26 protein-coding genes and 1 other RNA gene are annotated in these 26,613 nt (G+C 68.7%); 12 read left to right on the top strand and 15 right to left on the bottom strand.

Going from position 1 to position 26,613, the window contains the following annotated elements:
• Positions 1–19 precede the first annotated feature (19 nt).
• Entirely contained in the window at positions 20–880 is an 861-nt protein-coding gene (locus tag TW83_RS04090) for a prephenate dehydratase (protein ID WP_045981499.1), read from the top strand.
• A gap of 6 nt (positions 881–886) precedes the next feature.
• Here TW83_RS04090 and TW83_RS04085 read toward each other — a convergent pair whose 3' ends face one another.
• On the bottom strand, positions 887–1,345 hold the full coding sequence (locus TW83_RS04085; protein WP_045981498.1) for a hypothetical protein: 459 nt from the start codon (positions 1,343–1,345) through the stop codon (positions 887–889).
• A gap of 332 nt (positions 1,346–1,677) precedes the next feature.
• Here TW83_RS04085 and TW83_RS04080 point away from each other — a divergent pair, with 332 nt between their 5' ends.
• Entirely contained in the window at positions 1,678–3,537 is a 1,860-nt protein-coding gene (locus tag TW83_RS04080) for a bifunctional 2',3'-cyclic-nucleotide 2'-phosphodiesterase/3'-nucleotidase (protein WP_045981543.1), read from the top strand.
• 50 nt (positions 3,538–3,587) lie between these two features.
• Positions 3,588–3,686: signal recognition particle sRNA small type (ffs, locus tag TW83_RS19565), an RNA gene on the top strand.
• Positions 3,687–3,952: 266 nt separating this feature from the next.
• Here ffs and pheT read toward each other — a convergent pair.
• The gene (gene pheT / locus TW83_RS04075) at positions 3,953–6,340 is read right to left on the bottom strand and encodes a phenylalanine--tRNA ligase subunit beta (protein WP_045981542.1); all 2,388 of its coding nucleotides are present in this window, start codon (positions 6,338–6,340) and stop codon (positions 3,953–3,955) included.
• Positions 6,341–6,511: 171 nt separating this feature from the next.
• Between pheT and TW83_RS04070 the strand changes: the two genes are divergently transcribed.
• The 3 genes from TW83_RS04070 to TW83_RS04060 all read left to right on the top strand — a co-directional run bounded on the left by TW83_RS04070 (position 6,512) and on the right by TW83_RS04060 (position 8,729).
• A complete protein-coding gene (locus TW83_RS04070; RefSeq protein ID WP_157001335.1) occupies positions 6,512–7,738 on the top strand; it encodes a hypothetical protein in 1,227 nt (408 codons plus the stop codon).
• A 204-nt stretch (positions 7,739–7,942) separates the two neighbouring features.
• Positions 7,943–8,242, top strand: a complete 300-nt coding sequence (locus TW83_RS04065) for a TM2 domain-containing protein (RefSeq protein WP_042244914.1) — start codon at positions 7,943–7,945, stop codon at positions 8,240–8,242.
• A gap of 172 nt (positions 8,243–8,414) precedes the next feature.
• The gene (locus tag TW83_RS04060; RefSeq protein ID WP_239441282.1) at positions 8,415–8,729 is read left to right on the top strand and encodes a TM2 domain-containing protein; all 315 of its coding nucleotides are present in this window, start codon (positions 8,415–8,417) and stop codon (positions 8,727–8,729) included.
• 42 nt (positions 8,730–8,771) lie between these two features.
• Here the strand turns inward: TW83_RS04060 and pheS are convergent, their stop codons facing one another.
• From pheS to TW83_RS04040, 4 genes are all read right to left on the bottom strand, one after another.
• Positions 8,772–9,854, bottom strand: coding sequence for a phenylalanine--tRNA ligase subunit alpha (pheS, locus tag TW83_RS04055; RefSeq protein WP_045981495.1), 1,083 nt, complete (start codon positions 9,852–9,854; stop codon positions 8,772–8,774).
• A 75-nt stretch (positions 9,855–9,929) separates the two neighbouring features.
• Positions 9,930–11,336, bottom strand: a complete 1,407-nt coding sequence (locus TW83_RS04050) for an alanine/glycine:cation symporter family protein (protein WP_045981494.1) — start codon at positions 11,334–11,336, stop codon at positions 9,930–9,932.
• 63 nt (positions 11,337–11,399) lie between these two features.
• On the bottom strand, positions 11,400–12,755 hold the full coding sequence (locus tag TW83_RS04045; RefSeq protein WP_045981493.1) for a cytochrome P450: 1,356 nt from the start codon (positions 12,753–12,755) through the stop codon (positions 11,400–11,402).
• A gap of 56 nt (positions 12,756–12,811) precedes the next feature.
• Positions 12,812–13,732: a LysR family transcriptional regulator ArgP gene (locus TW83_RS04040; protein WP_045981492.1), complete on the bottom strand. Its 921-nt coding sequence runs from the start codon at positions 13,730–13,732 to the stop codon at positions 12,812–12,814.
• 121 nt (positions 13,733–13,853) lie between these two features.
• Here TW83_RS04040 and TW83_RS04035 point away from each other — a divergent pair, with 121 nt between their 5' ends.
• Positions 13,854–14,432, top strand: coding sequence for a LysE/ArgO family amino acid transporter (locus TW83_RS04035; protein ID WP_204245716.1), 579 nt, complete (start codon positions 13,854–13,856; stop codon positions 14,430–14,432).
• A 57-nt stretch (positions 14,433–14,489) separates the two neighbouring features.
• Here the strand turns inward: TW83_RS04035 and TW83_RS04030 are convergent, their stop codons facing one another.
• The 5 genes from TW83_RS04030 to pyk all read right to left on the bottom strand — a co-directional run bounded on the left by TW83_RS04030 (position 14,490) and on the right by pyk (position 17,182).
• A complete protein-coding gene (locus TW83_RS04030; protein ID WP_045981490.1) occupies positions 14,490–14,672 on the bottom strand; it encodes a CsbD family protein in 183 nt (60 codons plus the stop codon).
• Positions 14,673–14,797: 125 nt separating this feature from the next.
• Complete coding sequence (rplT, locus tag TW83_RS04025; protein ID WP_045981489.1) at positions 14,798–15,157, bottom strand: 50S ribosomal protein L20; 360 nt, start codon at positions 15,155–15,157, stop codon at positions 14,798–14,800.
• Between the two features lie 15 nt (positions 15,158–15,172).
• Positions 15,173–15,373, bottom strand: a complete 201-nt coding sequence (gene rpmI / locus TW83_RS04020) for a 50S ribosomal protein L35 (protein ID WP_042244892.1) — start codon at positions 15,371–15,373, stop codon at positions 15,173–15,175.
• A 108-nt stretch (positions 15,374–15,481) separates the two neighbouring features.
• Complete coding sequence (locus tag TW83_RS04015; protein WP_045981488.1) at positions 15,482–15,706, bottom strand: hypothetical protein; 225 nt, start codon at positions 15,704–15,706, stop codon at positions 15,482–15,484.
• A gap of 30 nt (positions 15,707–15,736) precedes the next feature.
• On the bottom strand, positions 15,737–17,182 hold the full coding sequence (gene pyk / locus TW83_RS04010; RefSeq protein ID WP_045981487.1) for a pyruvate kinase: 1,446 nt from the start codon (positions 17,180–17,182) through the stop codon (positions 15,737–15,739).
• A 98-nt stretch (positions 17,183–17,280) separates the two neighbouring features.
• Between pyk and TW83_RS04005 the strand changes: the two genes are divergently transcribed.
• Entirely contained in the window at positions 17,281–18,033 is a 753-nt protein-coding gene (locus tag TW83_RS04005) for an N-formylglutamate amidohydrolase (protein WP_045981486.1), read from the top strand.
• A gap of 50 nt (positions 18,034–18,083) precedes the next feature.
• Here TW83_RS04005 and TW83_RS04000 read toward each other — a convergent pair whose 3' ends face one another.
• Entirely contained in the window at positions 18,084–18,944 is an 861-nt protein-coding gene (locus TW83_RS04000) for a D-amino-acid transaminase (RefSeq protein WP_045981485.1), read from the bottom strand.
• Positions 18,945–19,108: 164 nt separating this feature from the next.
• Here TW83_RS04000 and TW83_RS03995 point away from each other — a divergent pair, with 164 nt between their 5' ends.
• Positions 19,109–20,065, top strand: a complete 957-nt coding sequence (locus TW83_RS03995) for an L-malyl-CoA/beta-methylmalyl-CoA lyase (RefSeq protein WP_045981484.1) — start codon at positions 19,109–19,111, stop codon at positions 20,063–20,065.
• 825 nt (positions 20,066–20,890) lie between these two features.
• Here TW83_RS03995 and TW83_RS03990 read toward each other — a convergent pair.
• Both TW83_RS03990 and TW83_RS03985 read right to left on the bottom strand, forming a co-directional pair.
• The gene (locus TW83_RS03990) at positions 20,891–21,790 is read right to left on the bottom strand and encodes a TIGR02186 family protein (protein WP_239441281.1); all 900 of its coding nucleotides are present in this window, start codon (positions 21,788–21,790) and stop codon (positions 20,891–20,893) included.
• Positions 21,790–22,704 carry a sulfite exporter TauE/SafE family protein gene (locus TW83_RS03985; protein ID WP_045981483.1) on the bottom strand — a complete coding sequence of 305 codons (915 nt, stop codon included), beginning with the start codon at positions 22,702–22,704 and terminating at the stop codon, positions 21,790–21,792. The genes TW83_RS03990 and TW83_RS03985 overlap by 1 nt, the downstream gene beginning before the upstream one ends.
• A 170-nt stretch (positions 22,705–22,874) precedes the next feature.
• On the opposite strand from TW83_RS03985, the gene surE reads away from it, so the two are divergent.
• Genes surE through TW83_RS03970 form a run of 3 tightly spaced genes read left to right on the top strand, consistent with a single transcriptional unit; the run spans position 22,875 to position 25,498 of the window.
• The gene (surE, locus tag TW83_RS03980) at positions 22,875–23,684 is read left to right on the top strand and encodes a 5'/3'-nucleotidase SurE (protein WP_045981482.1); all 810 of its coding nucleotides are present in this window, start codon (positions 22,875–22,877) and stop codon (positions 23,682–23,684) included.
• Positions 23,681–24,331 (top strand): protein-L-isoaspartate(D-aspartate) O-methyltransferase, encoded by a 651-nt coding sequence (locus TW83_RS03975; RefSeq protein ID WP_045981481.1) that lies wholly within the window; start codon positions 23,681–23,683, stop codon positions 24,329–24,331. The genes surE and TW83_RS03975 overlap by 4 nt, the downstream gene beginning before the upstream one ends.
• A gap of 36 nt (positions 24,332–24,367) precedes the next feature.
• On the top strand, positions 24,368–25,498 hold the full coding sequence (locus TW83_RS03970) for a M23 family metallopeptidase (RefSeq protein ID WP_204245715.1): 1,131 nt from the start codon (positions 24,368–24,370) through the stop codon (positions 25,496–25,498).
• Positions 25,499–25,512: 14 nt separating this feature from the next.
• On the opposite strand, the gene TW83_RS03965 is transcribed toward TW83_RS03970, so the two are convergent.
• Positions 25,513–26,598, bottom strand: coding sequence for a hypothetical protein (locus TW83_RS03965; protein ID WP_045981479.1), 1,086 nt, complete (start codon positions 26,596–26,598; stop codon positions 25,513–25,515).
• Between the last annotated feature and the right edge of the window lie 15 nt (positions 26,599–26,613).

Below are 26,613 nucleotides of genomic sequence, written 5' to 3'. Positions count from 1 at the left end.
GAACAGCGGGGGCCCGGCCATGACCACGAATCGCATCGCGTTCCAGGGAGAACCGGGTGCCTACAGCCACGAGGCCTGCCGCAGCGCGCGCCCTGGAATGGAGGCCCTGCCCTGCCGCACCTTCGAGGACGTGATCGAGGCCGTGCGCGCGGGCGACGCCGACCTGGCCATGCTGCCGGTCGAGAATTCGACCTATGGCCGGGTAGCCGACATCCATCACCTGCTGCCCGAATCCGGCCTGCGCATCATCGACGAGGCCTTCGTGCGCGTCCATATCAGCCTGCTGGCCGTGCCCGGCACGACCCTGGATCAGGTCCGCGAGGCGATGAGCCACACCGTCCTGCTGGGCCAGTGCCGCGGGTTCCTGCGCCGGAACGCCATCCACGCGATCACCGGGGCCGACACGGCCGGTTCCGCCAAGGAGGTCGCCGCGCGCGGCAATCCGTCGCTGGCCGCGCTGGCCGCGCCCCTGGCGGGCGAGATCTATGGCCTGGACCGCCTGGCCGACCGGATCGAGGACCGGCAGAACAACACCACACGGTTCCTGATCATGTCGCGCCAGGCCGACGACAGCCGGCGCGCCGAGCGGATGCTGACCAGCTTTGTCTTCCGGGTCCGCAACATCCCGGCGGCGCTCTATAAGGCGATGGGCGGGTTCGCGACGAACGGCGTGAACATGACCAAGCTGGAAAGCTACATGGTCGACGGCGTGTTCACCGCGACCCAGTTCTATGCCGACATCGAGGGTCACCCCGAGGACGCGAACGTCGCCCGGGCGCTGGACGAGCTGCGCTACTTCACCTCCAGCCTGGACATCCTGGGCGTCTATCCGGCCGATCCGCTGCGCGAGACGCAGCGACAGGCAAGCATGGCGGACTGATCCCGCCTAGCGGGCAAAGTTGCGCATCTGGTGGACGAAATCCTCGATCCGGCGCTGATAGCGGCGGTCAAGCTGCGCCTTGCCCAGCTTGGCGGTCTGCAGCATCAGCCGGGCCTTCATGTTGCGCGGGCGGACCTCGGTCTCGAAGATCAGGCGCGACTTGACGCGGCTCAGCGCGACGACGGTTGCCACCACCGTCAGGTCCAGCGCATCGGAATGACCGGCCATCATCATCTGTTCGGGGCGGTCGAACCGCGTGACGGCCCGCCGCAGCTGCCGCGCCTTGCCCCGCCAGTCGAACCCGATGTTCCAGCCCATGCCGATCCCCGGTTCGTTCGACGGATCGATGCGCGCCACGGTTGCGCCGCGGCCGATCACCATCCGTTCCAGCGCGTCGAAATTCCCGATCACCTCGAACAGGCGTTCCGCGGGAAGGTCCGTGTCGATCCGCGTGGAGAACTTCATCTGAAACGACCCAATGACCCATCCGGGGCGGCCAGGACCCCCGACCCCTCCCTTGGCAGATAATCCGGATCGCGCGGCAGGTTCAACCGGGGGATTACCAAACCGCGATCATGGCACCCGAAAACCAAGGCGCGCCCGAATTCATCGCAACGTTTCGGATTTGTGAAATTCTGTGCCACAATGACCTGATAAAGCGTGCGTTCTTCAATCTTTGGTTGTGTGGTTCGAATTGTATACAGTAAGCATGGTATCGGTATGTCGTCCGTGCCCGGAAAGGACATGACGGCATGCGCAACGCGGCGTCGGGCGATCACATGTTTGACAGGAAGACGATGCAAATGCCCGCAACGGCCGCGGATGATCCGCCCCCGGACGGCATGACGCTGCGCATCCTGGCCACCAGCGACCTGCACATGCACCTGCTGCCTTACGATTACCTGGCGGATCGTCCGTCGGACCGGATCGGGCTGGCGCGCATCGCATCGCTGATCGAGGCGCGGCGGACCGGGCCGCATGCCAGCATCCTCTTGGACAACGGCGATTTCCTGCAGGGCGGTCCGATGGGCGACCTGGTCGCGCGGCGCAGCGGACCCTTCGCCGGCACCCACCCGGCCATCGCGGCGATGAACGCGCTTGGCTATGACGCGGCGGCGTTGGGGAACCACGATTTCAACTTCGGCCTGCCCTTCCTGCGGCGCGCGGTGGCACGGGCGCGCTTTCCGATGCTGGCCGCGAACCTGACCGTGCGCCGCGGCGCCGATTTCGCCGCCACCTGCGTGATCGAGCGTGAGCTGACCGACCCGCAGGGCAACCGCCTGCCGCTGCGCATCGGCGTGATCGGCTTTCTGCCGCCCCAGACCGAGGAGTGGGACCAGGACCTGCGCGCCGTCATGCGCAGCGACGACATCCTGGACTGTGCCCGCCGCCTGGTGCCGCGGCTGCGCGCCCAGGGGGTCGATCTGGTCGTGGCGCTGGCCCACAGCGGCATCGGCGGCCCCGAGCCCCTGCCCCGGATGGAGCATGCCGCCCATGCGCTGGCCGCCCTGCCCGGCATCGACGTGCTGATCGCCGGCCACACGCACGAGGTCTTTCCCGGCCCCCGCTGGCGCGGCCGCCCCGGCATCGACGCCGATCGGGGAACGCTGGCGGGCAAGCCCGCGGTCATGCCCGGCTTTGGCGGATCGCATCTGGGGGTGATCGACCTGCGCTTTGCTCCGCGGGCGGATGGCGGGCTGGCGGTCGACCGTTTTGCCGTGCGCGCCGAATCGGTCACGCCGGCGATGCCGACCGCGGTTCTGGTGTCGCGCCAGGTGGCGACTGCGCACAAGGCCACGCTGCGGCAGCTGTCCACGCGCATCGGCCGCACGGCGCAACCCCTGAACAGCCATTTCGCGGTGATCGGCCATGATTGCGGCCTGCGCCTGGTGAACCTCGCACAGCGCTGGCATGTCCGGCAGCGGCTGGCGGGCACGCCGGATGCGGACCTGCCGGTGCTGTCTGCCTCGGCGCCCTATCGGGCCGGGGGGCGGGGCGGGCCGCAGCATTACACCGACGTCCCGGCGGGCACGCTGAGCCTGCGGCACCTGGCCGACCTCTACTCCTTTCCGAACCGGATCACCGCCATCCGCCTGACGGGCGCGCAGCTGCGGGGATGGCTGGAACGTTCGGCCAGCCTGTTTCACCGCGTCCAACCCGGCGCGCGCGACGCGCCGCTGCTAAACCCCGAGTTTCCGGCCTACAACTTCGACGTCATCGACGGGGTCAGCTGGCGGATCGACCTGTCCGCCCCGGCGCGGTTTCACCCCGACGGGCGGCTTGCCGACCCGAATGCCCACCGCATCCGCGACCTGACCTGGCAGACCCGGCCCGTCGCGGACAACCAGGCCTTCGTGCTGGCCACGAACTCGTATCGGCTGGCAAGCTGCGGGCTGTTCAGTCCGCTGGTCTCGTGCAACCGGGTGATCCTGGACCGTGACGCGCTGACTTTGGACGTTCTGCGCCGCTATGTCCGACAGCTGCGGCGGGTCCGCATTCCGGCCCGGCCCAACTGGGCCTTCGCGCCCCAGCCCGGCACCACCGTCCTGTTCGAGACCGCGCCCGCCGCGCTGGACCGTCCCCTGCCCGAACCAGACCGGTTGCAGGGCGTGGGACTGAACGAGGACGGTTTCGCGGTGATGCGCCTGTCGCTGTAAGACATGCGCATGGGCTTGCATCCGCCGCGCGACCATCCTATCTGTGCGCCCGAGAGGTTGGCGCGGGCAAGCGCCTCGCCAAATCGGTCAGGTCCGGAAGGAAGCAGCCGTAACGAGTCCCGCATGGGTCGTTGTCCAGCCTCTCACCGTTTCCCCGCATGATGATCCGGTTTTCCTGCACCGCGCGGCGCATGCCGGGGAACAACAGCGCGCCTTTCCGGTTGTCCTGCGTAACAAACAGGAGACCGACATGCTCAAGTTCATCGGCGGCGCCGCCGGCATCATCTTCATCATCGGCCTGCTGGTCGTGATCGGCATCCTGTCGCTGATCTTCTGAGACGCGCCAGACGGCCCGCATGAAAAGACCCCGCCCGGACCACCGGGCGGGGTCTTTTCATGTCCGTGACCGGGCGGATCAGGCGCGCAGGCGGCCGCCCGTGGCCTTTTCGACCTTCTCGACGATCTTGCGGCTGACCGCCTCGATATCGGCATCGGTCAGCGTCTTGTCGCGCGGCTGCAGGCGCACGGTGATGGCCAGCGACTTCTGGCCGCCCTCCAACCCCTGGAACTGGTCAAAGACGGACACGCCCGCGATCAGCGCCTTGTCGGCCCCGGCGGCGGCGTTGACCAGAGTCAGCGCCTCGACCCCCGCATCCACGACGAAGGCGAAATCGCGATCGACGGCCTGCAGTTCGGACAGCTCCAGCGCGGGTCGCGTGGGCGTCTTGACCTTGGGGAAGGGCACCGCGGCCAGCTGGATCGTGAAGCCCACGGCCGGCCCCTTGACGTCCATCTGACGCAGGACCTTGGGGTGGATCTCGCCGAAGGTTGCCAGCACGTTCGGCCCGAGCGCGATGTTGCCCGCACGCCCCGGATGCCACCAGCCATCCAGCTTGCGGTTGATCTGCGCACGCGCAGGCGCGCCGATGGCGTTCAGGATCGCCTCGGCGTCGGCCTTGGCGTCATAGAGGTCCACCTTGCGGCGGCTGCCGAAGGGATCGCGCGGCGCGGTCTGGCCGACCAGCAGCCCGCTGATGCGAACCGCCTGCTCGCCCGGCTCTCCGCCCGAAAAGACCGGACCCAGCTCGAACAGCGCCAGATCGGCGAAACCGCGCGCCTGGTTGCGCGCCGCGGCCTGCAGCAGGCCGGGCAGCAGGTCGGGGCGCAAATGGCTCATCTCGCTGCTGATCGGGTTCTCGACGCGCACTGCATCATCCCCGCCGCCGAACAGCGCCGCCGACCCCTGGTCGATGAAGCTGTAGGTCACGCATTCGTTGTAGCCCAAGGCCGCCGCCATGCGCCGCGCCGTCTTCTCGCGGACCTGCAGGGGCGTCAACACGGGCTTTGGCACCCCGGCCTGGGCCCGCGGCAGGGGCTTGCCCTGCAGCTTGGTTAGGCTGGCGATGCGGGCGATCTCCTCGACCAGATCGGCCTCGCCCAGCACGTCGGGGCGCCAGCTGGGGACATGGGCCATCTCGCCCTCCAGCCGGAACCCTAGGGCCTCCAGCGTGGCGCGCTGATCGGCCTCGTCGATATCCATGCCGACCAGGCGGCTGGTGCGCGCGGGGTCCAGGCGATAGGCGCGACCCGTGTCGGGCAACGCGCCGGCGGTCACCACCTCGGAGGCCTCGCCGCCGCACAGGTCCAGCACCATGCGCGTGGCCAGCTCCAGCCCCGGCAGGGTGAAGGCCGGGTCGATGCCGCGTTCAAAGCGATAGCGCGCATCGCTGTTGATCTTCAGCGCGCGGCCGGTGGCGGCGGTGCTGATCGGATCGAAATAGGCGGCCTCGATGAAGACGTCGCGCGTCTCCTCGGACGCGCCCGATGCCGCGCCGCCCATGATGCCCGCGATGCTCTCAATGCCGTTGTCGTCGCAGATCACCACCGCGCCTTCGGGCAGGGCATAGGTCTTGTCGTCCAGCGCCACCAGCTCCTCTCCGGCCCGTGCGCCGCGCAGGATCAGGTCGCCCGCGACCTTGTCCGCGTCGAACACGTGCAGCGGCCGGTTCAGGTCGAAGGTGAAGAAGTTGGTGATGTCCACCAGCGCATTGATCGGACGCAGGCCGATCGCGCGCAGGCGCTTCTGCAGCCAGGCGGGCGACGGGCCGTTCGTCACGCCCCGCACCACGCGGCCGGCAAAGAACGGCGCCTTGGCGGCCACGCCCGCGTCGATCGTCACCCCCACCGGGCAGGGAAAGGCGCCGGGCACCCCATCGACCGTCACGGCCTTCAACCTGCCCAGGCCGCGCGCGGCCAGGTCGCGGGCGACGCCGTGGACGCCCAGGGCGTCGGGGCGGTTCGGCGTGATCTTGATGTGGATCATCGGGTCGATCTTGTCCGGCGCGTTCTGCGCCAGCCAGTCGACGAAGCGCTGCCCGACCTCGCCGGACGGCAGTTCGATGATGCCGTCATGCTCTTCGGACAGCTCCAGCTCGCGTTCGGAGGCCATCATGCCGTGGCTTTCGACGCCGCGGATCTTGCCCACGCCAAGCGTCGTGTCGATGCCGGGGACATAATCGCCGGGCTTGGCCAGAACGACCGTGATGCCCGCCCGCGCATTGGGCGCGCCGCAGACGATCTGCTTTTCGCCCTCGTCCGTCATCACCCGGCAGACGCGCAGGCGGTCGGCATCGGGATGCTGTTCGGCATGATCGATCCGCGCCAGGGTAAAGGTCCCCAGCTTGGCGGCGGGGTCCGCGATCTCCTCGACCTCCAGGCCAAGATCGGTCAGCGCATCGGCGATCTGGTCGATGGTCGCGGTGGTGTCGAGATGCTCCTTGAGCCAGGAGAGGGTGAACTTCATGGCGTCTGCCTTCCGGGTCGGCCCGCGCGGGGACTTTGCCGCCTTGAACCGTGCCATGCGTCCTGGGTCAAGCCGGATCAGCGGATTTCCCCGAATCCCCGGCCCGTCACCACGCTTGCCGGGCCCTGCGCAGGGTGCAACTGTAGCGCGAAGCAAACCGAAGGTGTCATCATGAGTCTCATGTCCCGTCTTGCCCCCCTGCCCCTCCTGCTGCTGGCAGCCCTGCCCGCGCAGGCGCAGGACGCCCCGGCACAGCCGCTGTGTTCCGGTCAGCCCGCCACCTGGCTGGGCGACAATCCCGATGCCAGCGACATCACCGCGGCGGGGGCCGCGCTGTCGCGGCAGATGACCACGACCGCCGGCACCAACCCCTATGCGATGTTCCGGGTGACGGGCGACATGCAGCCCCTGAGGCTGGAGGCGATGTCGGACGGCGACCCGTCGATCAGGCTGGAAACCCCCGACGGCGACCTGCTGGCCGAGAATGACGATGCCGTCGGGCTGAATTCGCGGATCGAACAGTCCGTCGGACCGGGCGACTATTGCGTGCGACTGATCCCCGTCGGGGACGCGGACATGACCGCGACCGTCCAGTTGACGCGTCCCGACATGCCCGCCCTGCTGGTCGATCCCGTGGACACGACCATCGCCGCCTGCACCCCTGAAACGCCTGCCGAGACCCTGGGCCAGGGGCCGCTGAATGCCGCCCTGCCCGTTGAGGCGCAGACGGACGGCACAGTCCGCTATCTGCGATTCGCGCTGAACGGCAGCGCCTCCGTGACCCTGCGCGCGGTCAGCGACGGGTTGGACCCGAACATGATCCTGTTCGACGGGTCGGGCACGCAGATCGCCGCCAACGACGATGCCGACGGGTTGAACGCGCGTCTCGATTTCCCAAGCGGTCTGGCCGGGGGCGACTATTGCCTGGGTGTCGCGCCGATCTCCTCGGGCGAGGGCACGATCACCGTCAGCGTCGAGGCGCTGGACCGCGACAGCTATCTGCGCACCGCCTGGCGCAAGGGCGAGCTGGCACCGCCCACGGATGGCGACTATCCGATGCAGGCCATCGACCTGGCCGCCGACCGCGAGACGGTCGTCCTGCAGGACGGCACCGCGCAATGGCTGACCTTCACCCTGGACCGAGAGACCGCGCTGATTGTCAGCGCCTATGGCGAACTGGTCGGTGTCGATGCCAAGCTGGCGCTGTTTTCGCGGGACGGGGCTGTCGTGGCGCAGGCCGACGACCAGGACGGCAGCGTGGACGCCCGGTTGGGGCCGGTGGTGCTGGAAGCCGGAGAGTACCGGATGGCGCTGACGGACGTGAACCGCCCCGACCAGCCCGGCGCGCCGATCCGCCCCGTGGGCCTGGTGTTCGAGCGGTTCGAGCGCGTCGACTGACTCCGGACGCTGTCGAACCCATCGGCCGGGGGCACGGCGCCGTGGTCGGCGGTGCCGCCGGAACGCCGCGGGCATCGCGGGGTCACTGACCGCGCGCAGGGTCCGCCGGGTTCTGCGGTGCGGATCTTGCGTGGCGGCGGGGCGTTCCTATCTTTGCAATGCGCCCGAATGGCGGGCGCGACATGGAACAGGAGAGCCTTGCGGATGGATGTGCAGCGCGAATTGCTGATTGAGCAGCGGGTGGCCAACGAGGCGAAATCGCCGCTGATCGCCTATCTGCTGCTGATCTTCCTGTGGGGGTTCGGCGTGCACCGCATGTATCTGGGCCGCTGGATCAGCGGGTTCATCATGCTGGCCATTTGGGGCGTCGGCTGGCTGACGGTGCCGATCCTGATCGGCTGGCCCGCGGTGGGCTTTGTGGTGCTGTGGTGCATCATCGACCTGTTCCTGATCCCCGGAATGGTCCGCGCGGATCGCGAGGACATCCGTCGCCGGCTGCGGTGATGGCGCACCGTTAACCTGAGGTTGAAGTTTCCGTGATCTGTAAAGGCGGCCCGTGCTAGGGCGGTCACCGTACCTACGTTCCCTTTTCAGATCCGGAGATTTTGACGTGCCCCTTGATACCCAACAGCGAATCCTTATCGAACAGCGTGTCACGAACGACACCAGGTCGCCCGTGATCGCCTATCTTCTGCTGGTTTTCCTGGGTGGATTCGGGGCGCACCGGTTCTATCTGGGCAAGACCGGCACGGCAGTCGCCATGCTGATCCTGTGGGTGCTGGGCTGGATGACGCTGATCCTCGGGGTCGGACTGATCATGCTCGCCGCAGTCGGGATCTGGGCGTTCGTCGATCTGTTCCTGATCCCCGGGATCATCAGGGCCGATCAGGACGCCCTGCGGCAGAGGCTGGCCGTGGAGTTCGGGGGTCATTCCGGACCGCACCCAACCGCCTTCCCCGCATCCGCACCGGGCGTTCCGTTCACCGCGTGACGTCCACGGCGCGCGCCCCTCGATCGCAAGGGCGCGCCGCCTTCAGCGCGACAGCCCGCCGCTGACGCTCGGCACGTCGCCTGCTGCGAAGCCATAGTGGCGCAGCCAGCGCAGGTCGCTTTCGAAGAAGGCGCGCAGGTCGGGAATGCCGTATTTCAGCATCGCGATGCGGTCGATGCCCATGCCAAAGGCAAAGCCCTGCCACTGATCCGGGTCGATCCCGCCAGATCGCAGGACATGCGGATGCATCATCCCCGAACCCAGGATCTCCAACCAGGAATTGCCCTCGCCGATCTTCAGCTGGCCGCCCTCCCAGGAACAGCGGATGTCCACCTCGGCCGAAGGTTCGGTGAAGGGGAAATGGCTGGCGCGAAAGCGCAGCTCGACCGATGGCACCTCGAAGAAGGCCCGGCAGAATTCCTCCAGCGTCCATTTCAGATGCGCCATGCTGATGTCGCGGTCGATGGCCACGCCCTCGATCTGGTGGAACATCGGCGTGTGCGTCTGATCCATGTCCATGCGATAGACGCGGCCCGGCGCGATCACGCGGACCGGGGCGCCGTGATCCTGCATGGCGCGGATCTGCACCGGCGACGTGTGGGTGCGCAGCACGTGCGGCGGACGGTCGTCGCCCGGCGCGCGGTGCATGAAGAAGGTGTCGTGCTCCTGCCGCGCGGGATGTTCGGGGGCGATGTTCAAGGCGTCAAAATTGTACCAGTCGCTTTCGACCTGCGGCCCTTCGGCGACGGCGAAACCCATGTCGGCGAAGATCGCGGTGACCTCGTCGGTGACCTGGCTGATCGGGTGGATCGACCCCTGGCGGCGCGGACGGCCCGGCAGGGTCACGTCCAGCCATTCGTCGCGCAGACGCGCGTCCAGCGCCGCATCCTCAAGCGCCAGCTTGCGCGCGCGCAGGGCGGCGTCGATCTCGTCGCGGATCTGGTTCAGCGCCTTGCCGGTGGTCTGGCGCTCCTCGGGGGACATGCGGCCCAGCTCGCGCATCATCAGGCTAAGCTCGCCCTTCTTGCCAAGCGTGGACAGGCGCACGTCCTCGATGGCCTGAGGGTCGGAGGCGGCAGAAATGCGGTCCAGCCATTGCTGGCGCAGGGGGGTCAGATCGTCCATCGCGGGGCCTTTCCTGGTTGCGCCCGCGTTAGCATGGCCGGGCGCGCGGGGTAAAGACCGCGCGCCCGTGCCGCCTTATTTCCAGATGTCGCGGTTCACGCCCGGCGCGATGCCGGGGTGATCGCCGATGCGGAAGGTCGGTTCGTGCCCGACCTTGCGCTGGCGCAGATAGTCGCGGGTGACGACCGCGACGGTCCCCGACAGCGCGACGATGGCGATCAGGTTGATCGTGGCCATCAGCCCCATGCTGGCATCGGCGAAGTTGAAGACGGTCGTGACCGCCTGCAGCGAGCCCCAGACAACCATGCCCAGTGCCGCCAGCCGCAGGACCATGATGCCCGGCTTGCCCGCGCCCAGATAGACGATGGCGTTCTCGGCATAGGAATAGTTGCCGATGATCGAAGTGAAGGCGAAGAAGAAGATCGCCACCGCCACGAAGATCTGGCCGAAGCCGCCGAAATGGTCGGTCAGCGCGGCCTGGGTCAGGTTCACTCCGGTCAGCTGGTCCGAAGGCATGACATCGGCCAGCAGGATCATCACCGCGGTCGCCGTGCAGACCAGGATGGTGTCGATGAAGACGCCCAGGGCCTGCACGAAGCCTTGGCTGGAGGGGTGATGCGGGTTGGGCACTGCCACCGCAGCGATGTTGGGGGCCGAGCCCATGCCGGCCTCGTTCGAGAAGAGGCCACGCTTGACCCCGTTCAGCATGGCCGCCGCGACGCCGCCCGCGACCCCGCCCACGGTCTCCTGCAGGCCGAAGGCCGAACGCACGATGCCGCCCAGGATGCCCGGCACCTCGGTGATGTTCATCACCAGGATGACGACCGCCGCCAGCAGGTAGAGACCCGCCATGATCGGCACGATGAACTGGGCCGCCCGCGCGATCTGAGGAATGCCGCCGAAGATGATGATGCCCGACAGGATCGCCACGCCGATGCCGACCATGCCCGCGCCGATGCCGAAGGCGCCCTCGACCGCCTGCGCGATCGAGTTGGCCTGGACCGCGTTGAACACCAGGCCGAAGGCGACGATCAGCGCGACTGCGAACAGCGCGGCCAGCCAGGGCAGGCCCAGGCCGCGGGCGATGTATTGCGCCGGTCCGCCGCGATACATCCCGTCCGACCCGTGCACCTTGTAAAGCTGCGCCAGCGTCGATTCCGCATAGGCCGTGGCCATGCCGACCAGCGCCACCATCCACATCCAGAAGATCGCGCCCGGCCCGCCCAGCGTCAGCGCCACCGCGACCCCCGCGATGTTGCCGGTGCCCACGCGGCTGGCCAGCGACACCGACAGTGCCTGAAACGGGGTGATGCCGTCCTTGTCCGTCTCTCCCGATCCGCGCACGCAGCGCCACATCTCGGCGAAGTGGACGAACTGCAGGAAGCCCAGGCGCAGGGTAAAGTAGATGCCCACGGCCAGCAGGCCGTAGATCAGCACATAGCCCCAGAAGATGGTGTTGAGGAAATCGATGATGGCGGTCATGGCGTTCTCCGCTGCCTTTTCAAGGGGCAGTCTGTAACAGCCATGTGAGCAATCGCAAGCCGCTTAGTCGCGAGGCGTCACGGTCAGCCAGACCCCGCCTTCGGGGCGCAGCGTCAGGATCATGCGCGGCTGCGGCTCTCGCCCCGGCACGCGGGCAAAGCGGAACCGCGCCAGCAGCGTCGACAGGATGATCACCGCCTCCTGCAGGGCAAAGCTGGCGCCGATGCAGATGCGCGGCCCCGCGCCGAAGGGCAGGAACGCATAGCGGTCGGGCGCGGTCAGAAAGCGGTCGGGGTCGAAGGCGTCGGGCCGGTCCCACAGCAGGTGATGCCGGTGCAGCGCATAGATCGGCATCATGACCGTATCGCCGGGATTGATCTGGCGTCCGCACAGCGTGTCGCGGGCCTGGGCGGTGCGCGACAGGAAGGCCGCGGGCGGGTACAGGCGCAACGTCTCGTTCACGATGCGCATGGTCAGGGGAAGCGCGCCCAGATCGGCGGCGGTGGCGGCGCGGTCGCCCAAGGCACGGCGCGCCTCCTCGGCGGCGGCCTCCTGGATGTCGGGGGCGAAGGCCATCAGGTACAGCGCCCAAGCCAGCGTCAGGGCGGTCGTCTCGTGCCCCGCCACGATGAAGGTCAGCAGGTTGTCCCGCAGTTCGTCGCGGGTCATCGTGCGCCCGGTCTCGGGGTCCTGCGCGACCAGCAGCAGGTCCAGAAGGTCTGGCGGCCCGTGCTTTTCGGCGGCCTGCGCACGGGCGGCGATGGACTGGTCGGCGATGGCCTTCATCCGCTTCAGCCCTGGACCGGAAAACAGCCGCCCCGGCCGCGGCAGCCAGGCGGGCAGGCCCAGCACGTCCATCAGCGACAGTTTGGCCGTCTGCGCGATATAGGCGTCGATCGACTGATGCACCGCATCGCGGTCGAACATCCCGTCGCCGGAAAAGGTCACATCGGAAATCACGTCGAAGGTGGCGGCCACCGTCTCCTCGAACAGATCGACCGGACCACGCGCGCCCGCCAGACGGCGGCAGGACGCCTCGGCGGCGGCGGTCATCACGGGGCCAAGCGCCTCGACATGGCGTTGGGCAAAGGCCGGGGCGGCGGCACGGCGCTGCCAGCGCCAATGCGCACCCTCGGCCACGAACAGGCTGTCACCGATGGCCGGGTTCAGGATCAGCTTGGTCGTCACCGATTTCGGATAGTCGTCCAGCTTCTCCTTGAGGATCCGGCGCAAGGCGGTCGGGTCCATTACCATGTGCCAGCTGACACCGGTCTTGCCCGACACGATGGGCTGGCGCGTGGCGATGGCGGGGATCAGTTCCAGCACATTGCGGCGCGCGGTCATGGCCGTGCCCCACAGGCCAAGGGGGACGGTCGCCAACGGCACCTTGGCGGGATCGGCTTGGGGCAGGTCGAACATGGCGGCGGCCTCTGGCTGGGGCTGTCCTACAAAGCTGGGGCCGCGGGGGCTGCGGGTCAACCGTTGGACAGCGGCCCAGATGTCGCGGGCAGCAGGGCCGCGACCGCCGCCGCCTGCACCGCGCGCGTCAGCCCGGACAGCCGATCCGCAGCCAGCCGCCCGATCTGCCAGTACAGCGACACATCCAGCGGCGTGCCCGGCACCATCTGCACCAGCCGACCCGAGGCAAGATCATCGGCGACCAGCATCTCCGGGTTCAGCCCCCAGCCCAGCCCCGCGCGGCACGCATCCACGAAACCCTGGGTCGAGGCCAGGCCATGCGCGGGCAGCACCGGCGATTGCCCCGTGACCTGCCGGACCCAAGCCAGCTGAAGCCCGTCCTTGCGATCAAAGGCCAGCGCCGGCGCACGGGCCAGCGCCGCCGCCGTCACCCCGTCAGGGAAATGCCGCCGCATGAAATCGGGGCTGGCCGTCGCGTGATAGCGCAGCCGCCCAAGGGGCCGCACCGCGCAGCCCTGCACCGGGCTGTCCAGCGACGTCACGGCGGCCAGCACCCTGCCCTGCCGCAGCCCGTCGGCGGTGTGCTGTTCGTCGTCGATGGCGATCTGGAACAGGTGCCCGCTGTCGCGCGCGTGGGCGGCCAGGGCGGGCATCAGCCAGGTGCCCAAGCTGTCGGCATTCGTCGCGATCGTCACCGTGACCCGCGCGGCATCCCCGTCGGCCATCCCCGGCAGGTGCTGCGCCAATGTCTGTTCCAGCATGCCCACATGGTCCATGTGGCGGCACAGGCGGGCTCCGGCTTCGGTCGCGGTACAGGGCTGTCCGCGACGGATCAGGACGGTGCCCAACCGCTCCTCCAGATTGCGGACCCGCTGCGAGATCGCCGAAGGCGTCACCCCGAGAGCCCGCGCCGCGGCCTCGAAGCTGCCGGTCCGCACGATCGTCGCAACGGCACGGGCAGCGGCATAATCCAGCATCAGTTTTCCTTACCCGGCTTTAGCAGCATGAGTTTGTCTAATCCGCCACGGGCGGCTAGATCAACCCCGACCCCATGACCGGAGACGCCCCATTAGCCCTGCGATCTTTCTGACCGGCCTGATGACGGTCCTCAGCCTGATCGTGGCGATCGGTGCGCAGAACGCCTTCGTGCTGCGCCAAGGCTTGCGCGGGGATCACGTGCTGGCGGTCTGCCTGACCTGCGCGCTGTCGGATGCGGTGCTGATCGTGCTGGGCGTCACAAGCTTTGGCCGCATCGCCCAGTTGCTGCCTTGGATCGACCCGGTGATGCGCGTGGCAGGGGCGGCGTTCCTGATCTGGTACGGGGCGCGCAGCCTGCGCACGGCAATCAGCGCGACCGGGGCGCTGGAGGCAGGCGGCGGTGGCGGACCGGGCGGGCTGCGGCGCACGGTGCTGGCCTGCCTGGCGCTGACATGGCTGAACCCGCATGTCTATCTGGACACGGTCGTGCTGTTGGGCACGATCTCGACCCGGTTCACAGAGGACCGCGACGCGTTCGCGGCGGGCGCGGTGACAGGGTCGTTCCTGTTCTTCTTCGCCTTGGGTTATGGCGCCGCCTGGCTGCGGCCGGTCTTTGCCAACCCCACCGCCTGGCGCATCCTAGAGACGGTGATCGCCGTCGTCATGTGGTCCATCGCCGCCAAGCTGCTGCTTGGTTGACGCACCACATGAAAAAGGCCCCGCAATCGCGGGGCCTTTCCGAACAATGGATGAGGATCAGATGTCGTCGCCCAGCTTGCCCTTGACGGTGCCCGACACGTTCTGTGCGGTCCCCTTGGCCTGCTGGGCCTTGCCTTCGGCTTCCAGACGCTCGTTGTCGGTCATCTTGCCGATGCCCTCCTTGACGTTGCCTGCCAGCTTGTTCCCTGCGGCTTTCGCCTTGTCGGTCATCTCGCCCATGGGGATCTCCTTGATGGGTGTGTCTCTGTGGGGAATGAACGCCCGACACGCATGCGGGTTCCGCGCATGACAAAGGCCCGCCCCCGGATCGGGAACGGGCCTTTGCGGCAATGCGGTGGCCGCGATCAGGCGGCGGCTTTGGCCTGTGCCACGATCGCGCCGAACGCGTCGGGTTCGTTCACGGCCAGGTCGGCCAGGACCTTGCGGTCAACCTCGATGCCGGCTTTCGACAGCAGGTTGATGAAGCGCGAATAGGTCATCTCGGCATCGACGGCGCGGACGGCGGCGTTGATCCGCTGGATCCACAGCGCGCGGAAGTTGCGCTTGCGGTTCTTGCGGTCGCGGGTCGCGTACTGGTTGGCCTTGTCGACGGCCTGGGTGGCGGTGCGGAAGTTGCGCGAGCGCGCGCCATAGTAGCCCTTGGCTTGATCAAGGACTTTCTTGTGACGGGCGTGGGTCACCTTGCCGGATTTAACGCGGGACATGTGTGGTTCTCCTGATCAGCGAGCGTAGGGCATGTATTTCTTGACGATCTTGGCATCCGCATCCGACAGGATGGTGGTGCCGCGCGCGTCGCGAATGAACTTGGTCGTGCGCTTGATCATGCCGTGGCGCTTGCCGGCCTGACCTGCCTTGACCTTGCCCGAGGCCGTCATCGAGAACCGCTTCTTGGCAGCGGATTTGGTCTTCATCTTCGGCATTTTCATCTCCTTCATCAGAGTGAACGCGCGGCTCGGCAATGCCATGTCGGCCGGCCGCACGGGAACGGAAGCGTCGCCTTACACAGGCGCGCGGGAATGCGCAAGGGGTCAGGACGCGGGCGCGCCGCCGGTGACCGTGTCCAGCGCGGCCGGGATGTCGGCCGGGCTGAAGGGTTCGGGATCCATCCAGGCCCCCGCGAACAGCAGCACGATCCCGCCCAGAAGCGCCAGGATCGCCGCGCGCGGCGGCTGCGTCTGCAGCAGCTGGACCACCGCCAGCACCACGGACAGAAGGCACAGGGCAACCCCTGCCAGCAAAAGAAGATCGGACATCACCACCCCCCGGGTTTCAAGGCCCCAGCGTTATTCCGGGTCGGTGGCGAAGATCAAGCGGTCATCGCAGGGCGCGATGCGCAGGATGTTCGTCGTGCCCGGCACGTTGAAGGGCACGCCCGCCATCACCACGACCTGCCGCGTCTCATCGGCAAAGCCGTATTCGCGGGCGGCGCGGGTGCCGATGATCACGGCCTCCTTGAAGCGCGACATGCGCGGGGTCGTCACGCAATGCGTCCCCCAGGTCAGCACCATGCGGCGCGTGACCGTCAGGATCGGCGACAGCGCCAGGATCGGCACGCGGGGCCGTTCCCGGGCGATCAGGCTGATCGTCTTGCCCGACTGGCTGAAGGCGCAGATGGCGGCCACGTCGGTCGTCTCGGCGATCTCGCGCGCGGCGGTCACGATGGCGTCGGGGACCGACGACAGGCTGGCCTTGCGCGCCGCCTCGATGATCGAGCGATAGTTCGGGTCGGCCTCGACCGACCGGGCGACGTTGTCCATCGTGCGCACGGCCTCGACCGGAAAGCTGCCGGCGGCGCTCTCGGCGGACAGCATGACGGCGTCAGAGCCCTCATAGATGGCGTTGGCGACGTCGCTGACCTCGGCGCGGGTGGGCATCGGGCTGTCGATCATCGATTCAAGCATCTGCGTGGCAACGATCACCGGCTTGGCGGCGCTGCGGCACAGGCGGACCAGGCGCTTCTGGATCGGCGGCACCGAATGGACCGGCAGCTCGACGCCCAGGTCGCCGCGCGCGACCATGATCCCGTCGGACGCCTGCAGGATCTCGTCAAAGGCGCGCACGGCCGCGGGCTTCTCGATCTTGGACAGGATCGCGGCGCGACCCTTGGCCAGGGTCTTGGCCTCCTCGACGTCCTCGGCACGCTGGACAAAGGACAGGGCCAGCCAGTCCACGCCCAACTCGCAGGCGAATTCCAGGTCGGCGCGGTCCTTGTCCGACAGCGCGGCCAGCGGCAGCACCACGTCCGGGACGTTCACGCCCTTGCGGTCGCTGATCGCGCCTGCGACCGTGACCACGCAATCGGCGAAATCGGGGCCGCATTTCTGCACCGTCAGGCGGATCTTGCCGTCATTGACCAGCAGTTCCGACCCCTCGATCAGGGCCGCGAAAATCTCGGGGTGCGGCAACGAGACGCGGGTCGCGTCGCCCAGATCAGGCGACAGGTCAAAGCGGAAATGATCGCCCACGGCCAATTCGTGCGGCCCGGCGGCAAAGGGACCCACGCGCAGCTTGGGGCCCTGCAGGTCGGCCAGGATGGCGATGGGACGGCCCGTCTCGGCCTCGATCTCGCGGATCGTGTCGTGGCGTGCCCGGTGATCGTCATGGCTGCCATGGCTCATGTTCAGGCGGAACACGTCGGCCCCGGCATCGAACAGGGCGCGGATCATCTCTTTCGACGATGATGCCGGTCCCAGGGTTGCCACGATCTTCACGTTGCGATGTCGTCTCATCATCCCGCCCTTGTCTCAGGTTTAGCGCTATCTATGCCGCAAATGCCGATGGTCGGCAACTGGCGTCTGTCCGCCCTCCGTCGTAGACAGCCTGCATCATGACCGATGACACGACAGCGACGCCCTTCCGCATCCTGGGTCAGGACCGCCCCTCGCGGTGGCTGATCACCTGCGATCACGCCACGAACCGCGTGCCCGATTGGGTCGGCGGCGGCACTCTGGGCATCGCGCCCGCCGACATGGCCCGCCACATCGCCTACGACGTCGGCGCGGCCGGGCTGACCGAACGGCTGGCCGAACGGCTGGACGCGCCGGCGATCCTGTCCGATTTCTCGCGCCTGGTGATCGACCCGAACCGCGGAGAGGACGACCCCACCCTGCTGATGCGGCTCTATGACGGGACGGTGATCCCGACGAACCGCCTGGCGGACGCGGCCGAACGCCAGCGCCGGCTGGACCGGCTGCACCGCCCCTACCATGCCGCGTTGGCCCGGGTCGCGGCGCTGCACCCGGACCGCTGCATCTGCGCGGTCCACAGCTTCACGCCGCAGCTGCGTGGGCGCCCGCCCCGGCCGTGGCAGGTCGGCATCCTCTATTCGCATGCCGATCCGCGCCTTGGCCCCGCGATGGTCGCCGCCTGCCGCGATCAGGGCTGGATCACCGGAGAGAACCAGCCCTATGACGGGCATCTGGACGGCGACAGCGTCGATCGCCACGCCTTGCGCCACGGTCGCCCGAACATGCTGATCGAGGTCCGCAACGACCTCATCGCCACCCCCGAAGGCCAGCAGATCTGGGCCGACAGGCTGGCGCCGGTGATCACGAAGGTGCTGGCCGACAGCGGGTTGTGACGCCGCCGGGGGGTGCGGGGGGCTGGCCCCCCGCCGTCGCGGGACGCAACTCAGACCCCGGTCTTCAGGCTCTCTTCCAGATAGATCTCGCGCAGGCGCGTGGCCACCGGGCCGACCGTGCCCGCCCCAACGCGCGCCCCGTCGATCGACACGACCGGCATGACGAAGGCCGAGGCCGAGGTGATGAAGGCCTCGTCCGCCTCCTGCGCCTCGGCAATGGTGAAGGCGCGCTCCTCGACCTGCATCTGCGCCTCGCGGGCAAAGCGCAGCACCGCCGCGCGGGTGATCCCGTGCAGGATGTCGTGGCTCAGTTCCCGCGTCACGATCGTGTTGCCCTTGACGATATAGGCGTTATTCGAGGTCCCCTCGGTCACGCGCCCGTCCTCGACCATCCAGGCATCGTCCGCACCGCGCGCCTTGGCCTCCATCTTGGCCATCGACGGGTACAGCAGCTGCACCGTCTTGATGTCGCGCCGACCCCAGCGCAGGTCATCGACGCTGACGACGCTCCACCCGGTCTTGGCCGCGGGGGCGTCGGCCAGGCCGGGCTTCGATTGTGTGAACATCACCACCGTCGGCACCGTGTCCGCGGACGGATAGGCAAAATCGCGATCGCCCGGATTGCCGCGGGTCACCTGCAGATAGACCAACCCGTCGGTGATGTCGTTGCGCGCCACCAGGTCGCGATGCGCGGCCAGATAGGCGTCATCCGACAGCGGGTTGGCAATGGCCAGTTCCGACAGCGAGCGCTTCAGCCGCACCATGTGCCCCTCGAAATCGATCAGCTTGCCGCCCAGCACGCTGACCACCTCATAGACGCCGTCGGCCATCAGGAACCCCCGGTCAAAGACCGACACCGTGGCCTGATCCTCGGGGAGATAATCGCCATTCACATAGACCGTCCGCGTCATCGCTGCCTCCGTGCCGTCGCGTGTTCGGGGCCGGTCCTGCGCCCAAAGCCCCGCTGCGTCAAGAACCGCGCCCGATGCCGCATTGCGGAAATAGGGCTTGCTGCAACCGCAGCGCAACATTATTACCGACGGCAGGCCCGAATCTTGTCGAACAGGACCCTGCCATGAGCTTTCGCCAACAGCCCCTGCCCCCTGCGCGCCTGAACCGCTGTCAGCTGTTCGGCCCCGGATCGCGCCCCGCGCTGTTCGCCAAGATGGCCGCATCCGCCGCCGACGTGATCAACCTGGACCTGGAGGATTCGGTCGCGCCCGACGACAAGGATCAGGCCCGCGCCAACATCATCGCGGCCATCAACGATGTCGACTGGGGCACCAAGACGCTGTCGGTGCGCATCAATGGGCTGGACACGCCCTTCTGGTACCGCGACGTGGTCGATCTTCTGGAACAGGCAGGCGACGGGCTGGACCAGATCATGATCCCCAAGGCGGGATGCGCGGCCGACATCTATGCCGTCGATGCGCTGGTCACCGCCATCGAACGCGCAAAGGGCCGCACCAAGCCGATCGCCTTCGAGGTCATCATCGAATCCGCCGCCGGCATCTGCCATGTCGAGGAGATCGCGGCCGCGTCCCCGCGCCTGCAGGCGATCAGCCTGGGGGCTGCCGATTTCGCGGCGTCCATGGGCATGGCCACCACCGGCATCGGCGGCACGCAGGAGAATTACTACATGATCCGGGACGGCCAGAAATACTGGCCCGATCCGTGGCACTGGGCCCAGACCGCCATCGTCGCGGCGTGCCGCACGCACGGGCTGCTGCCTGTGGACGGCCCCTTCGGCGACTTCAGCGACCCCGAGGGGTTCCGCGCCCAAGCCCTGCGCAGCGCCACATTGGGCATGGTCGGCAAATGGGCCATCCATCCCAGCCAGATCGCGCTGGCCAACGAGGTGTTCTCGCCCAGTGAGGCCGCCGTCACCGAGGCGCGCGAGATCCTGGCCGCGATGGAGAAGGCCAAGGCCGAAGGCGCCGGCGCCACCGTCTACAAGGGCCGCCTGGTCGACATCGCGTCGATCAAGCAGGCCGAGGTGACCCTGCGCCAGTCCGACCTGATCGGCGCCTGAAGACCCCCCGCGGGCCGGACCAGTGGAGGGGAACGGCCCGCACCACGAGGGAGGAGAGGCCCCGCGAGTGATCGCGGGGCCTTATCGCATGACCGCGGGTGAGGCCTGCCGATGGCCGGACCATGGACGGTCCTGGCCACGGCAGCCATCCCGGTCAGCCGCCCTGGACCTTGCTTCCCCTCGAACTCCAGCAGTACCGCCCACCGCGCATCCCGGTATGTCCGAAGGGTGACGCGACGCGCGCCGTCAACCGGCGCGCCGGCGCGGGCGTCGCCTTAGCGGGCGTTACCGCGTGGCGGCGGAAGCGCAAGCGCAGCGCGGTTCCGCCGCCACGCATTGCTGTTCCTACCGCCATCCGGCGGATGCAGGTCCTAAGTCGGTTTGCTGGGGACAAAATGACCCTCTGGGTTGCTCCTACCGATCAAACGCCGGAACAGTTCCGGTCCTCCGATGGGCCCGCCGTCGGCCACCCTGAAATATCGAGCACCGCCCTCCGCTGCCGCCGTCTGCGGTCCGTCGTCCACCATTGAATCTTGCACCGCCCGGTGCCGTGCATTCGAGCGGGCTCCAAGCCTCCAGTTCCGCCTCGATGGTCTACGACGTTGGGCCATAGGATGCATTGACCACATGCGCTGGCTGCCGGTCAGGCCGACTGATCGATCCCGCGGATGGCATACCCGGACGGCTCGACAGCCAGAATGGCTGCAAACTGTATCATGCAGTGCCCCCGACGATTGCCACGTAAGCCCATCAAGACGTGCAGACGCGGGATTAACATTGCAGGGAGACCCTACGCCGCTGCCCCGCAGCCAAGATGATCGGCGATCACGCGCGCCGCAGCTTCCTGAACGCGGCCGAGGCGCCCCAGCCGGCGATCACCGCCACCGCCAGCGACATCAAGCCATAGAGCAGCGGCTGGTCGAAGGCCAAACGGTACAGCCAGCGTTCCAGGCCCACCTTGCGCACCTCGATCGCGGCGCCATAGGCGTCGATCACCGCCCCCTCCCGCAGCAGGAAGATGCGGGCGCGGTAATCGCCCTCGATCAGGTTGGCAGGCAGGCGGATGTCCGTGCGGAACAGCGTGTCCTCGACCAGGGTCACGGCCCCCTCCTCCATCCGGTAATGGCCGTTCTGCTGGCGCAGGCGCAGCAGGGCCTGGGTATAGGGCAGCGTATCCTCGACCTCGGGGGCGCCGGCGAAGGCGCGCAGCACCAGCGGCAGCGAGATACGGTACCGGTTGTCCCAGTCCGGCGCCAGGATGTCGTCCAGGGGCCGCGTCGTCGCCACCGCATAGAAGCTGGGCGCGGCCCCCACATCGACGCGTTCGGTGTTGACCCAGATGCCGAAGCGGCGGGCCTTCTGCCAGATGGTCAGCGGTTCGGACGGGGCCTCGATCGTCACGATCACGTCCAGGGGGCCGTCGGGAATCGGCGTCTCGCGCCGCACGGCCCCATAGATCAGGATGTCGCTGCCATCAAAGCTGGTCGTGATTGCCACGGCGCTGTTCGACAGGCCCGCCACCACCTGCTCCCCCCCCTGGTCGGCGGGGGCGACCGGATCACCGCGCGGCGACCCCGGATCGGGGAACAGCGGCCAGACCTGGGGGGCGTCCACCGGGGGGATCAGGCCCGCATCCGGGTCCGTGGGCATGGTCGATCCCGCCCCTTGCGCCATCAGCGCACCGGGCAGCAGCGCCAGCATCATCGCCAGGACGACCCCCCGCATCATTGCCCCCGCGTGGTGATGACGAACAGGTCGTCAGGTGTCAGGAACAGGTCCAGCGCCAGCTTGCCGCAGACCGCCAGCACCAGAAGCGCCAGCAGGATGCGCAGCTGTTCGGCCCGCAGGCGCGCGCCCAGCGTGGTGCCGATCTGCGCGCCGATGACACCCCCCACGATCAGCAGCACCGCCAGCATCACATCGACCGTGTTGTAGCTGACCGCGTGCATCAGCGTGGTGAAGGCGGTCACGAAGGTGATCTGGAACAGCGACGTTCCCACCACGACCTTGGTGGGCATGCCCAGCAGATAGATCATCGCCGGCACCATGATGAAGCCGCCGCCGACGCCCATGATCGCGGCAAGAACCCCCACCGCGACCCCGACCAGAAGGGGCGGAATGACGCTGATATAGAGGCCCGAGGCACGGAACTTGACCTTCAGCGGCCAGCGGTGGACCCACATGTGCTGGTGCAGGCGCCGCCGCCCCGTGGGATGGCGCGCACGCAACAAGGCCCGCAGGCTCTCCTGCAGCATCATCGCGCCGATCAGACCGAGGAAGACGACATAGCACAGCTGGACGACCAGTTCGACCTGTCCCAGCTGCTGCAGGATGTTGAAGACCACGACCCCCAGGCCCGATCCGACCATGCCGCCGGCCAGCAGGACGCCCCCCATGCGGAAATCGACGGTCTTGCGCTTCATGTGCGCCAGCACGCCCGACACCGACGATGCGACCACCTGGTTCGCGCCGGTCGCCACCGCGATGGCGGGCGGGATGCCGATGAAGAACAGCAGTGGCGTGATCAGGAAGCCGCCACCGACACCGAACAGGCCGGACATGACGCCCACCAGCCCGCCCAACCCCATCAGGGTGAAGGCGTTGACCGAGACTTCGGCGATGGGAAGAAAGATCTGCATCGCATCCCGGCCCGTTGCGCACCGTCCCACGATGCAACGCGGCGCGCCCGACGTCAAACCGCTTCCGTCCTGCGGCGCAGGAACGGGTTGAAGCAGAAAGCCGCCCCCGCTAAGCAGATCGGGTCACATCCGCGTGCGCAGGGGCGCGGTCAGCCGGAACAGGGGACAGGATGCGCATTCTCATCACCAATGACGACGGGATCAACGCCCCGGGCCTGGAGGTGCTGCACCAGATCGCCACCGAACTGGCCGGCCCGCATGGCGAGGTCTGGACCGTCGCGCCCGCGTTCGAGCAGTCGGGCGTGGGTCATTGCATCAGCTATACCCACCCCACCATGGTCGCCCGCCTGGCCGAACGCCGCTATGCCGCCGAGGGCAGCCCCGCCGACTGCGTGCTGGCGGCACTGGGCGACATCGTGGGCGCGGCCCCCGACCTGGTGCTGTCGGGCGTCAACCGCGGCAACAATGCCGGAGAGAATGCCATGTATTCGGGCACCATCGGCGGCGCGATGGAAGCCGCGCTGCAGGGCCTGCCCGCGATCGCGCTGTCGCAGTACCTGGGCCCGCGCACCGCGGACCTTGCCGACCCCTTCGAAGGCGCGCGCACGCATGGCGCCGCGGTGATCCGCCGCCTTCTGGATCATGGCGACTGGTCGACGGATGCCGATTTCCGCCTGTTCTACAACGTGAACTTTCCGCCGGTCCCGGCCGCGGAGGTCCGGGGCCTGCGCGTCGCACCCCAGGGCCAGCGCCAGGGATCGCGTTTTGCCGCCCAGCCCTACAGCGCGCCGAACGGGCGCCGGTTCATGTGGATCGCGGGCGGGTCGCAGCAGGCGCCGGCGCGCGACGGGACCGATGTGGCCGCCAACATGGAGGGGTTCGTCTCGGTCACGCCGATGCGGGCGGACCTGACCTGCCATGCGTCGTTGGACAGGCTGGCGGCGGCGCTGGACGATCCGCTGGCACGGGCCGCCGAATGAGCGACGAGGACGACGACGCGGAACGCAAGATGCGGTTCGTCTTTCAACTGCGGTCCCGCGGGGTGACCGATCCGCGGGTCATGGCCGCGATGGAGGGGATCGACCGCGGCCTGTTCGTGCGCGGCCAGTTCGCCGACCGCGCCTATGAGGACACCCCCCTGCCCATCCCCTGCGGCCAGACGATCAGCCAGCCCTCGGTCGTCGGCCTGATGACCCAGGCCCTGGACGTCGGTCCCCGCGACACCGTGCTGGAGGTCGGCACCGGTTCGGGATACCAGGCCGCGGTCCTGTCGGGACTGTGCCGGCGCGTCTACACCGTCGACCGCCACCGCCGCCTGGTCCACGAGGCCGAGGCGATCTTTCGCGAACTGGGCCTCTACAACATCATCGCGCAGGTGGCCGACGGATCGCGGGGCCTGCCCGACCAGGCCCCCTTCGACCGCATACTTGTGACCGCCGCGGCCGAGGATCCGCCCGGGCCCCTGTTGGCACAGCTGAAGATCGGCGGTATCATGGTGGTGCCTGTCGGACAGTCGGACGCGGTCCAGACCCTGATCCGCGTGACGCGGACCCAAGAGGGTTTCGATTACGACGAGTTGCGGCAGGTGCGGTTCGTTCCGCTGGTCGAGGGGTTGGGCCAGACATGACCCCCGGCCACCATCAGGCAGGCCGAGGACAGCACCATGACAAGACGTGATATTCGGACCGGCTGCGCCATGCTGGCCGTGCTGGCGCTGACGGCCTGCGGGCCGGACGGCAGTTTCGACCCCGACCTGCGCGGGCTGATCGGGGGCATGGACACCGCCCCCGCGGCCGCAGCCGCGGCACCCCGTCCGGCGCCCGACGCACGCGGCGTCATCAGCTTTTCCAGCGGCCAAGTCGCGGTCGCGCAGGCGGGCGACACGCCTGCATCGATCGCCGCCCGGCTTGGGCTGGATGCGGCGGCTTTGGCCGCCCATAACGCCCTGCCTGCCGACGCGCCCCTGCTGGCGGGTGCAGTCCTGGTCCTGCCGACGCAGGTCGCCGCCGGTGCGCCCGCGGGGGCCGCGACCGGTGGCGGCACGGCGATCGTGACCGACCCCTTTGCCGGCAGCGCCCCGGCCAGCCCCACGGCGCGACGCGCCGCCCCGGCCCCTGCCGCCGCTGCAAACCCGGGCGAACATGTCGTCGCCGCCGGAGAGACGGCCTGGGCCATCGCGCGTCGCTATGACGTCAGCGTCCAAGATCTGGCAAGCTGGAACGGCCTGCCGGCCGACATGAGCCTGCGGACCGGCCAGCGTCTTCTGGTGCCGCAGCCCGGCCAGAAACCCGACAGGCTGGCCACGACCGCCCCCGGCGCGGGCAGCCCGACCCCGACCCCGCCCTCGGCCACGCGTCCCCTGCCCGTCGAGGAGACCCCACCCGCGGGCGCCCCCGCCCCCGACACACCGCAGACCGACCTGGGATCCACGCGGACCGCGGCATCGGGCGGCGGCCAGTTCCGCATGCCGGTCCAGGGGTCGATCATCCGGGTCTATGAAAAGGGCCAGAACGACGGGATCGACATCGCGGCCTCGGGCGGCACAGCGGTCACCGCGGCAGGCAGCGGCCAAGTGGCCGCGATCACCCGCGACAGCGCGGGCACGCCGATCATCGTGGTCCGCCACGAGGGCGACCTGATGAGCGTCTATACCAACCTGGGCGATGTCGCCGTCGCCAAGGGCGACAGCGTCAGCGCGGGACAATCCCTGGGCCAGGCGGGCGACGCGGGCTTCGTCCATTTCGAGATCCGCCGGGGGTTCGAAAGCGTCGACCCCGAGCGGTACCTGAACTGATCCCCGGACGGGGATCAGAGATGCGTCAGCCGCTCGTCCAGCGCCGTGGCGATCTCGCGCCGCACCACAGCACGCAGGTTGCCCGAAAAGCGGGCGCCCATCTCTCCCTCCAGCTCCTCGCGGATCATCTCCTGCAGGTGGGCGCGCATGGTCTTGTCGTCCATCATCTGCGCAACGGTCTGGGCGACGATCTGCGCGACCGGCAGATGCGGCAGCGCGGCGGCATCGTCCGCCTGCGGACGGTCAGGACCGTCGCCCGCGGGCGCATGGGCCTGCGGCGCAGGGACGACATCGGCGGCCGCTGATCCGCGGACCTGCGCAGGACCGACAGCCGCATCCTGTGCGGATGCCTGGGCGGGCATCGCCGGCGGCAGCAGGCGCCACAGCAACCAGTCGCCCCAGGCAGAGAGCAGCCGTGCGATGCGGGACCGGGGCGCCGCTGCGGCCAGGATGACCGCCGGTGCCACGGCAGGCCCCACGACCTCCTCGGTCAGGGCATCGGCGATGGGCGCCTCGACGACCGCGTCAGGCAGGGCCAGCGCCGCTGCCGTCCTGCCGCGGGCCTTGCCTGTCGCACGCCGGGGCCGCGACGGTGGGACGCCGTCGTCCGGCAGATCCGCGACCGCCCTGCGCAGATGCGGGGCCAGCTGGATGACCGAGGCCGTGCTGCCCGCCAGCATGCCTCGCGGGGTCGGATCCTGAGACAGGCGGTGCAGCATCGGGCGCGCGTCGCTGTGAATCACGGGCTGGCCGTCGATCATGTGCCGGATGCTTTGCATTTCGGCACGGATGCGGGCGATTTCCTGGGCGGCCTGCCCGATCGGCTGATCTTGGGTCAGGACCGGCAGGGTGACGACCTGAGCGGGCTGCGCCGGCGCGACCTTGCGGGTGCGCGCGCGGGCGGGCTTGGCCTCCGGGTCGGCCTTGGCGCGGGGGGCCTTGGCACGGGCAGGCTTGGTGGCGGGGGGGGCCGCATCGGCCTTGGCGCTGCGGCGGCGCGGTGCGTTGGGCGCCGCAGCGGCCTTGGCGGTGCTGCGCCGCGGTGCGGGGGTGTCGATCGCCGAATCCTCGACGGGGGTCATGCGGCGCGCCTCAGTCATGGCGCACCGCCGGGG

Source organism: Paracoccus sp. S4493 (assembly GCF_000967735.1).
Lineage (GTDB): Bacteria > Pseudomonadota > Alphaproteobacteria > Rhodobacterales > Rhodobacteraceae > Paracoccus > Paracoccus marcusii.
This window is presented reverse-complemented; position numbering and strand designations above follow the sequence as displayed.

Coding starts and splice junctions, on each gene's coding strand:
- TW83_RS04005 (WP_045981486.1), top strand. CDS start 17,281: ATGACCGATGACACGACAGCGACGCCCTTCCGCATCCTGGGTCAGGAC.
- TW83_RS04015 (WP_045981488.1), bottom strand. CDS start 15,706: ATGTCCGATCTTCTTTTGCTGGCAGGGGTTGCCCTGTGCCTTCTGTCC.
- TW83_RS03995 (WP_045981484.1), top strand. CDS start 19,109: ATGAGCTTTCGCCAACAGCCCCTGCCCCCTGCGCGCCTGAACCGCTGT.
- TW83_RS04080 (WP_045981543.1), top strand. CDS start 1,678: ATGCAAATGCCCGCAACGGCCGCGGATGATCCGCCCCCGGACGGCATG.
- TW83_RS04045 (WP_045981493.1), bottom strand. CDS start 12,755: ATGTTCGACCTGCCCCAAGCCGATCCCGCCAAGGTGCCGTTGGCGACC.
- pheS (WP_045981495.1), bottom strand. CDS start 9,854: ATGGACGATCTGACCCCCCTGCGCCAGCAATGGCTGGACCGCATTTCT.
- TW83_RS03970 (WP_204245715.1), top strand. CDS start 24,368: ATGACAAGACGTGATATTCGGACCGGCTGCGCCATGCTGGCCGTGCTG.
- TW83_RS04085 (WP_045981498.1), bottom strand. CDS start 1,345: ATGAAGTTCTCCACGCGGATCGACACGGACCTTCCCGCGGAACGCCTG.
- TW83_RS04065 (WP_042244914.1), top strand. CDS start 7,943: ATGGATGTGCAGCGCGAATTGCTGATTGAGCAGCGGGTGGCCAACGAG.
- TW83_RS04070 (WP_157001335.1), top strand. CDS start 6,512: ATGAGTCTCATGTCCCGTCTTGCCCCCCTGCCCCTCCTGCTGCTGGCA.
- TW83_RS03985 (WP_045981483.1), bottom strand. CDS start 22,704: ATGCAGATCTTTCTTCCCATCGCCGAAGTCTCGGTCAACGCCTTCACC.
- TW83_RS04000 (WP_045981485.1), bottom strand. CDS start 18,944: ATGACGCGGACGGTCTATGTGAATGGCGATTATCTCCCCGAGGATCAG.
- TW83_RS04090 (WP_045981499.1), top strand. CDS start 20: ATGACCACGAATCGCATCGCGTTCCAGGGAGAACCGGGTGCCTACAGC.
- TW83_RS03990 (WP_239441281.1), bottom strand. CDS start 21,790: ATGCGGGGGGTCGTCCTGGCGATGATGCTGGCGCTGCTGCCCGGTGCG.
- rpmI (WP_042244892.1), bottom strand. CDS start 15,373: ATGCCGAAGATGAAGACCAAATCCGCTGCCAAGAAGCGGTTCTCGATG.
- surE (WP_045981482.1), top strand. CDS start 22,875: ATGCGCATTCTCATCACCAATGACGACGGGATCAACGCCCCGGGCCTG.
- pyk (WP_045981487.1), bottom strand. CDS start 17,182: ATGAGACGACATCGCAACGTGAAGATCGTGGCAACCCTGGGACCGGCA.
- TW83_RS04040 (WP_045981492.1), bottom strand. CDS start 13,732: ATGCTGGATTATGCCGCTGCCCGTGCCGTTGCGACGATCGTGCGGACC.
- TW83_RS04035 (WP_204245716.1), top strand. CDS start 13,854: ATGACGGTCCTCAGCCTGATCGTGGCGATCGGTGCGCAGAACGCCTTC.
- TW83_RS04030 (WP_045981490.1), bottom strand. CDS start 14,672: ATGGGCGAGATGACCGACAAGGCGAAAGCCGCAGGGAACAAGCTGGCA.
- pheT (WP_045981542.1), bottom strand. CDS start 6,340: ATGAAGTTCACCCTCTCCTGGCTCAAGGAGCATCTCGACACCACCGCG.
- TW83_RS03965 (WP_045981479.1), bottom strand. CDS start 26,598: ATGACTGAGGCGCGCCGCATGACCCCCGTCGAGGATTCGGCGATCGAC.
- TW83_RS04050 (WP_045981494.1), bottom strand. CDS start 11,336: ATGACCGCCATCATCGATTTCCTCAACACCATCTTCTGGGGCTATGTG.
- rplT (WP_045981489.1), bottom strand. CDS start 15,157: ATGTCCCGCGTTAAATCCGGCAAGGTGACCCACGCCCGTCACAAGAAA.
- TW83_RS03975 (WP_045981481.1), top strand. CDS start 23,681: ATGAGCGACGAGGACGACGACGCGGAACGCAAGATGCGGTTCGTCTTT.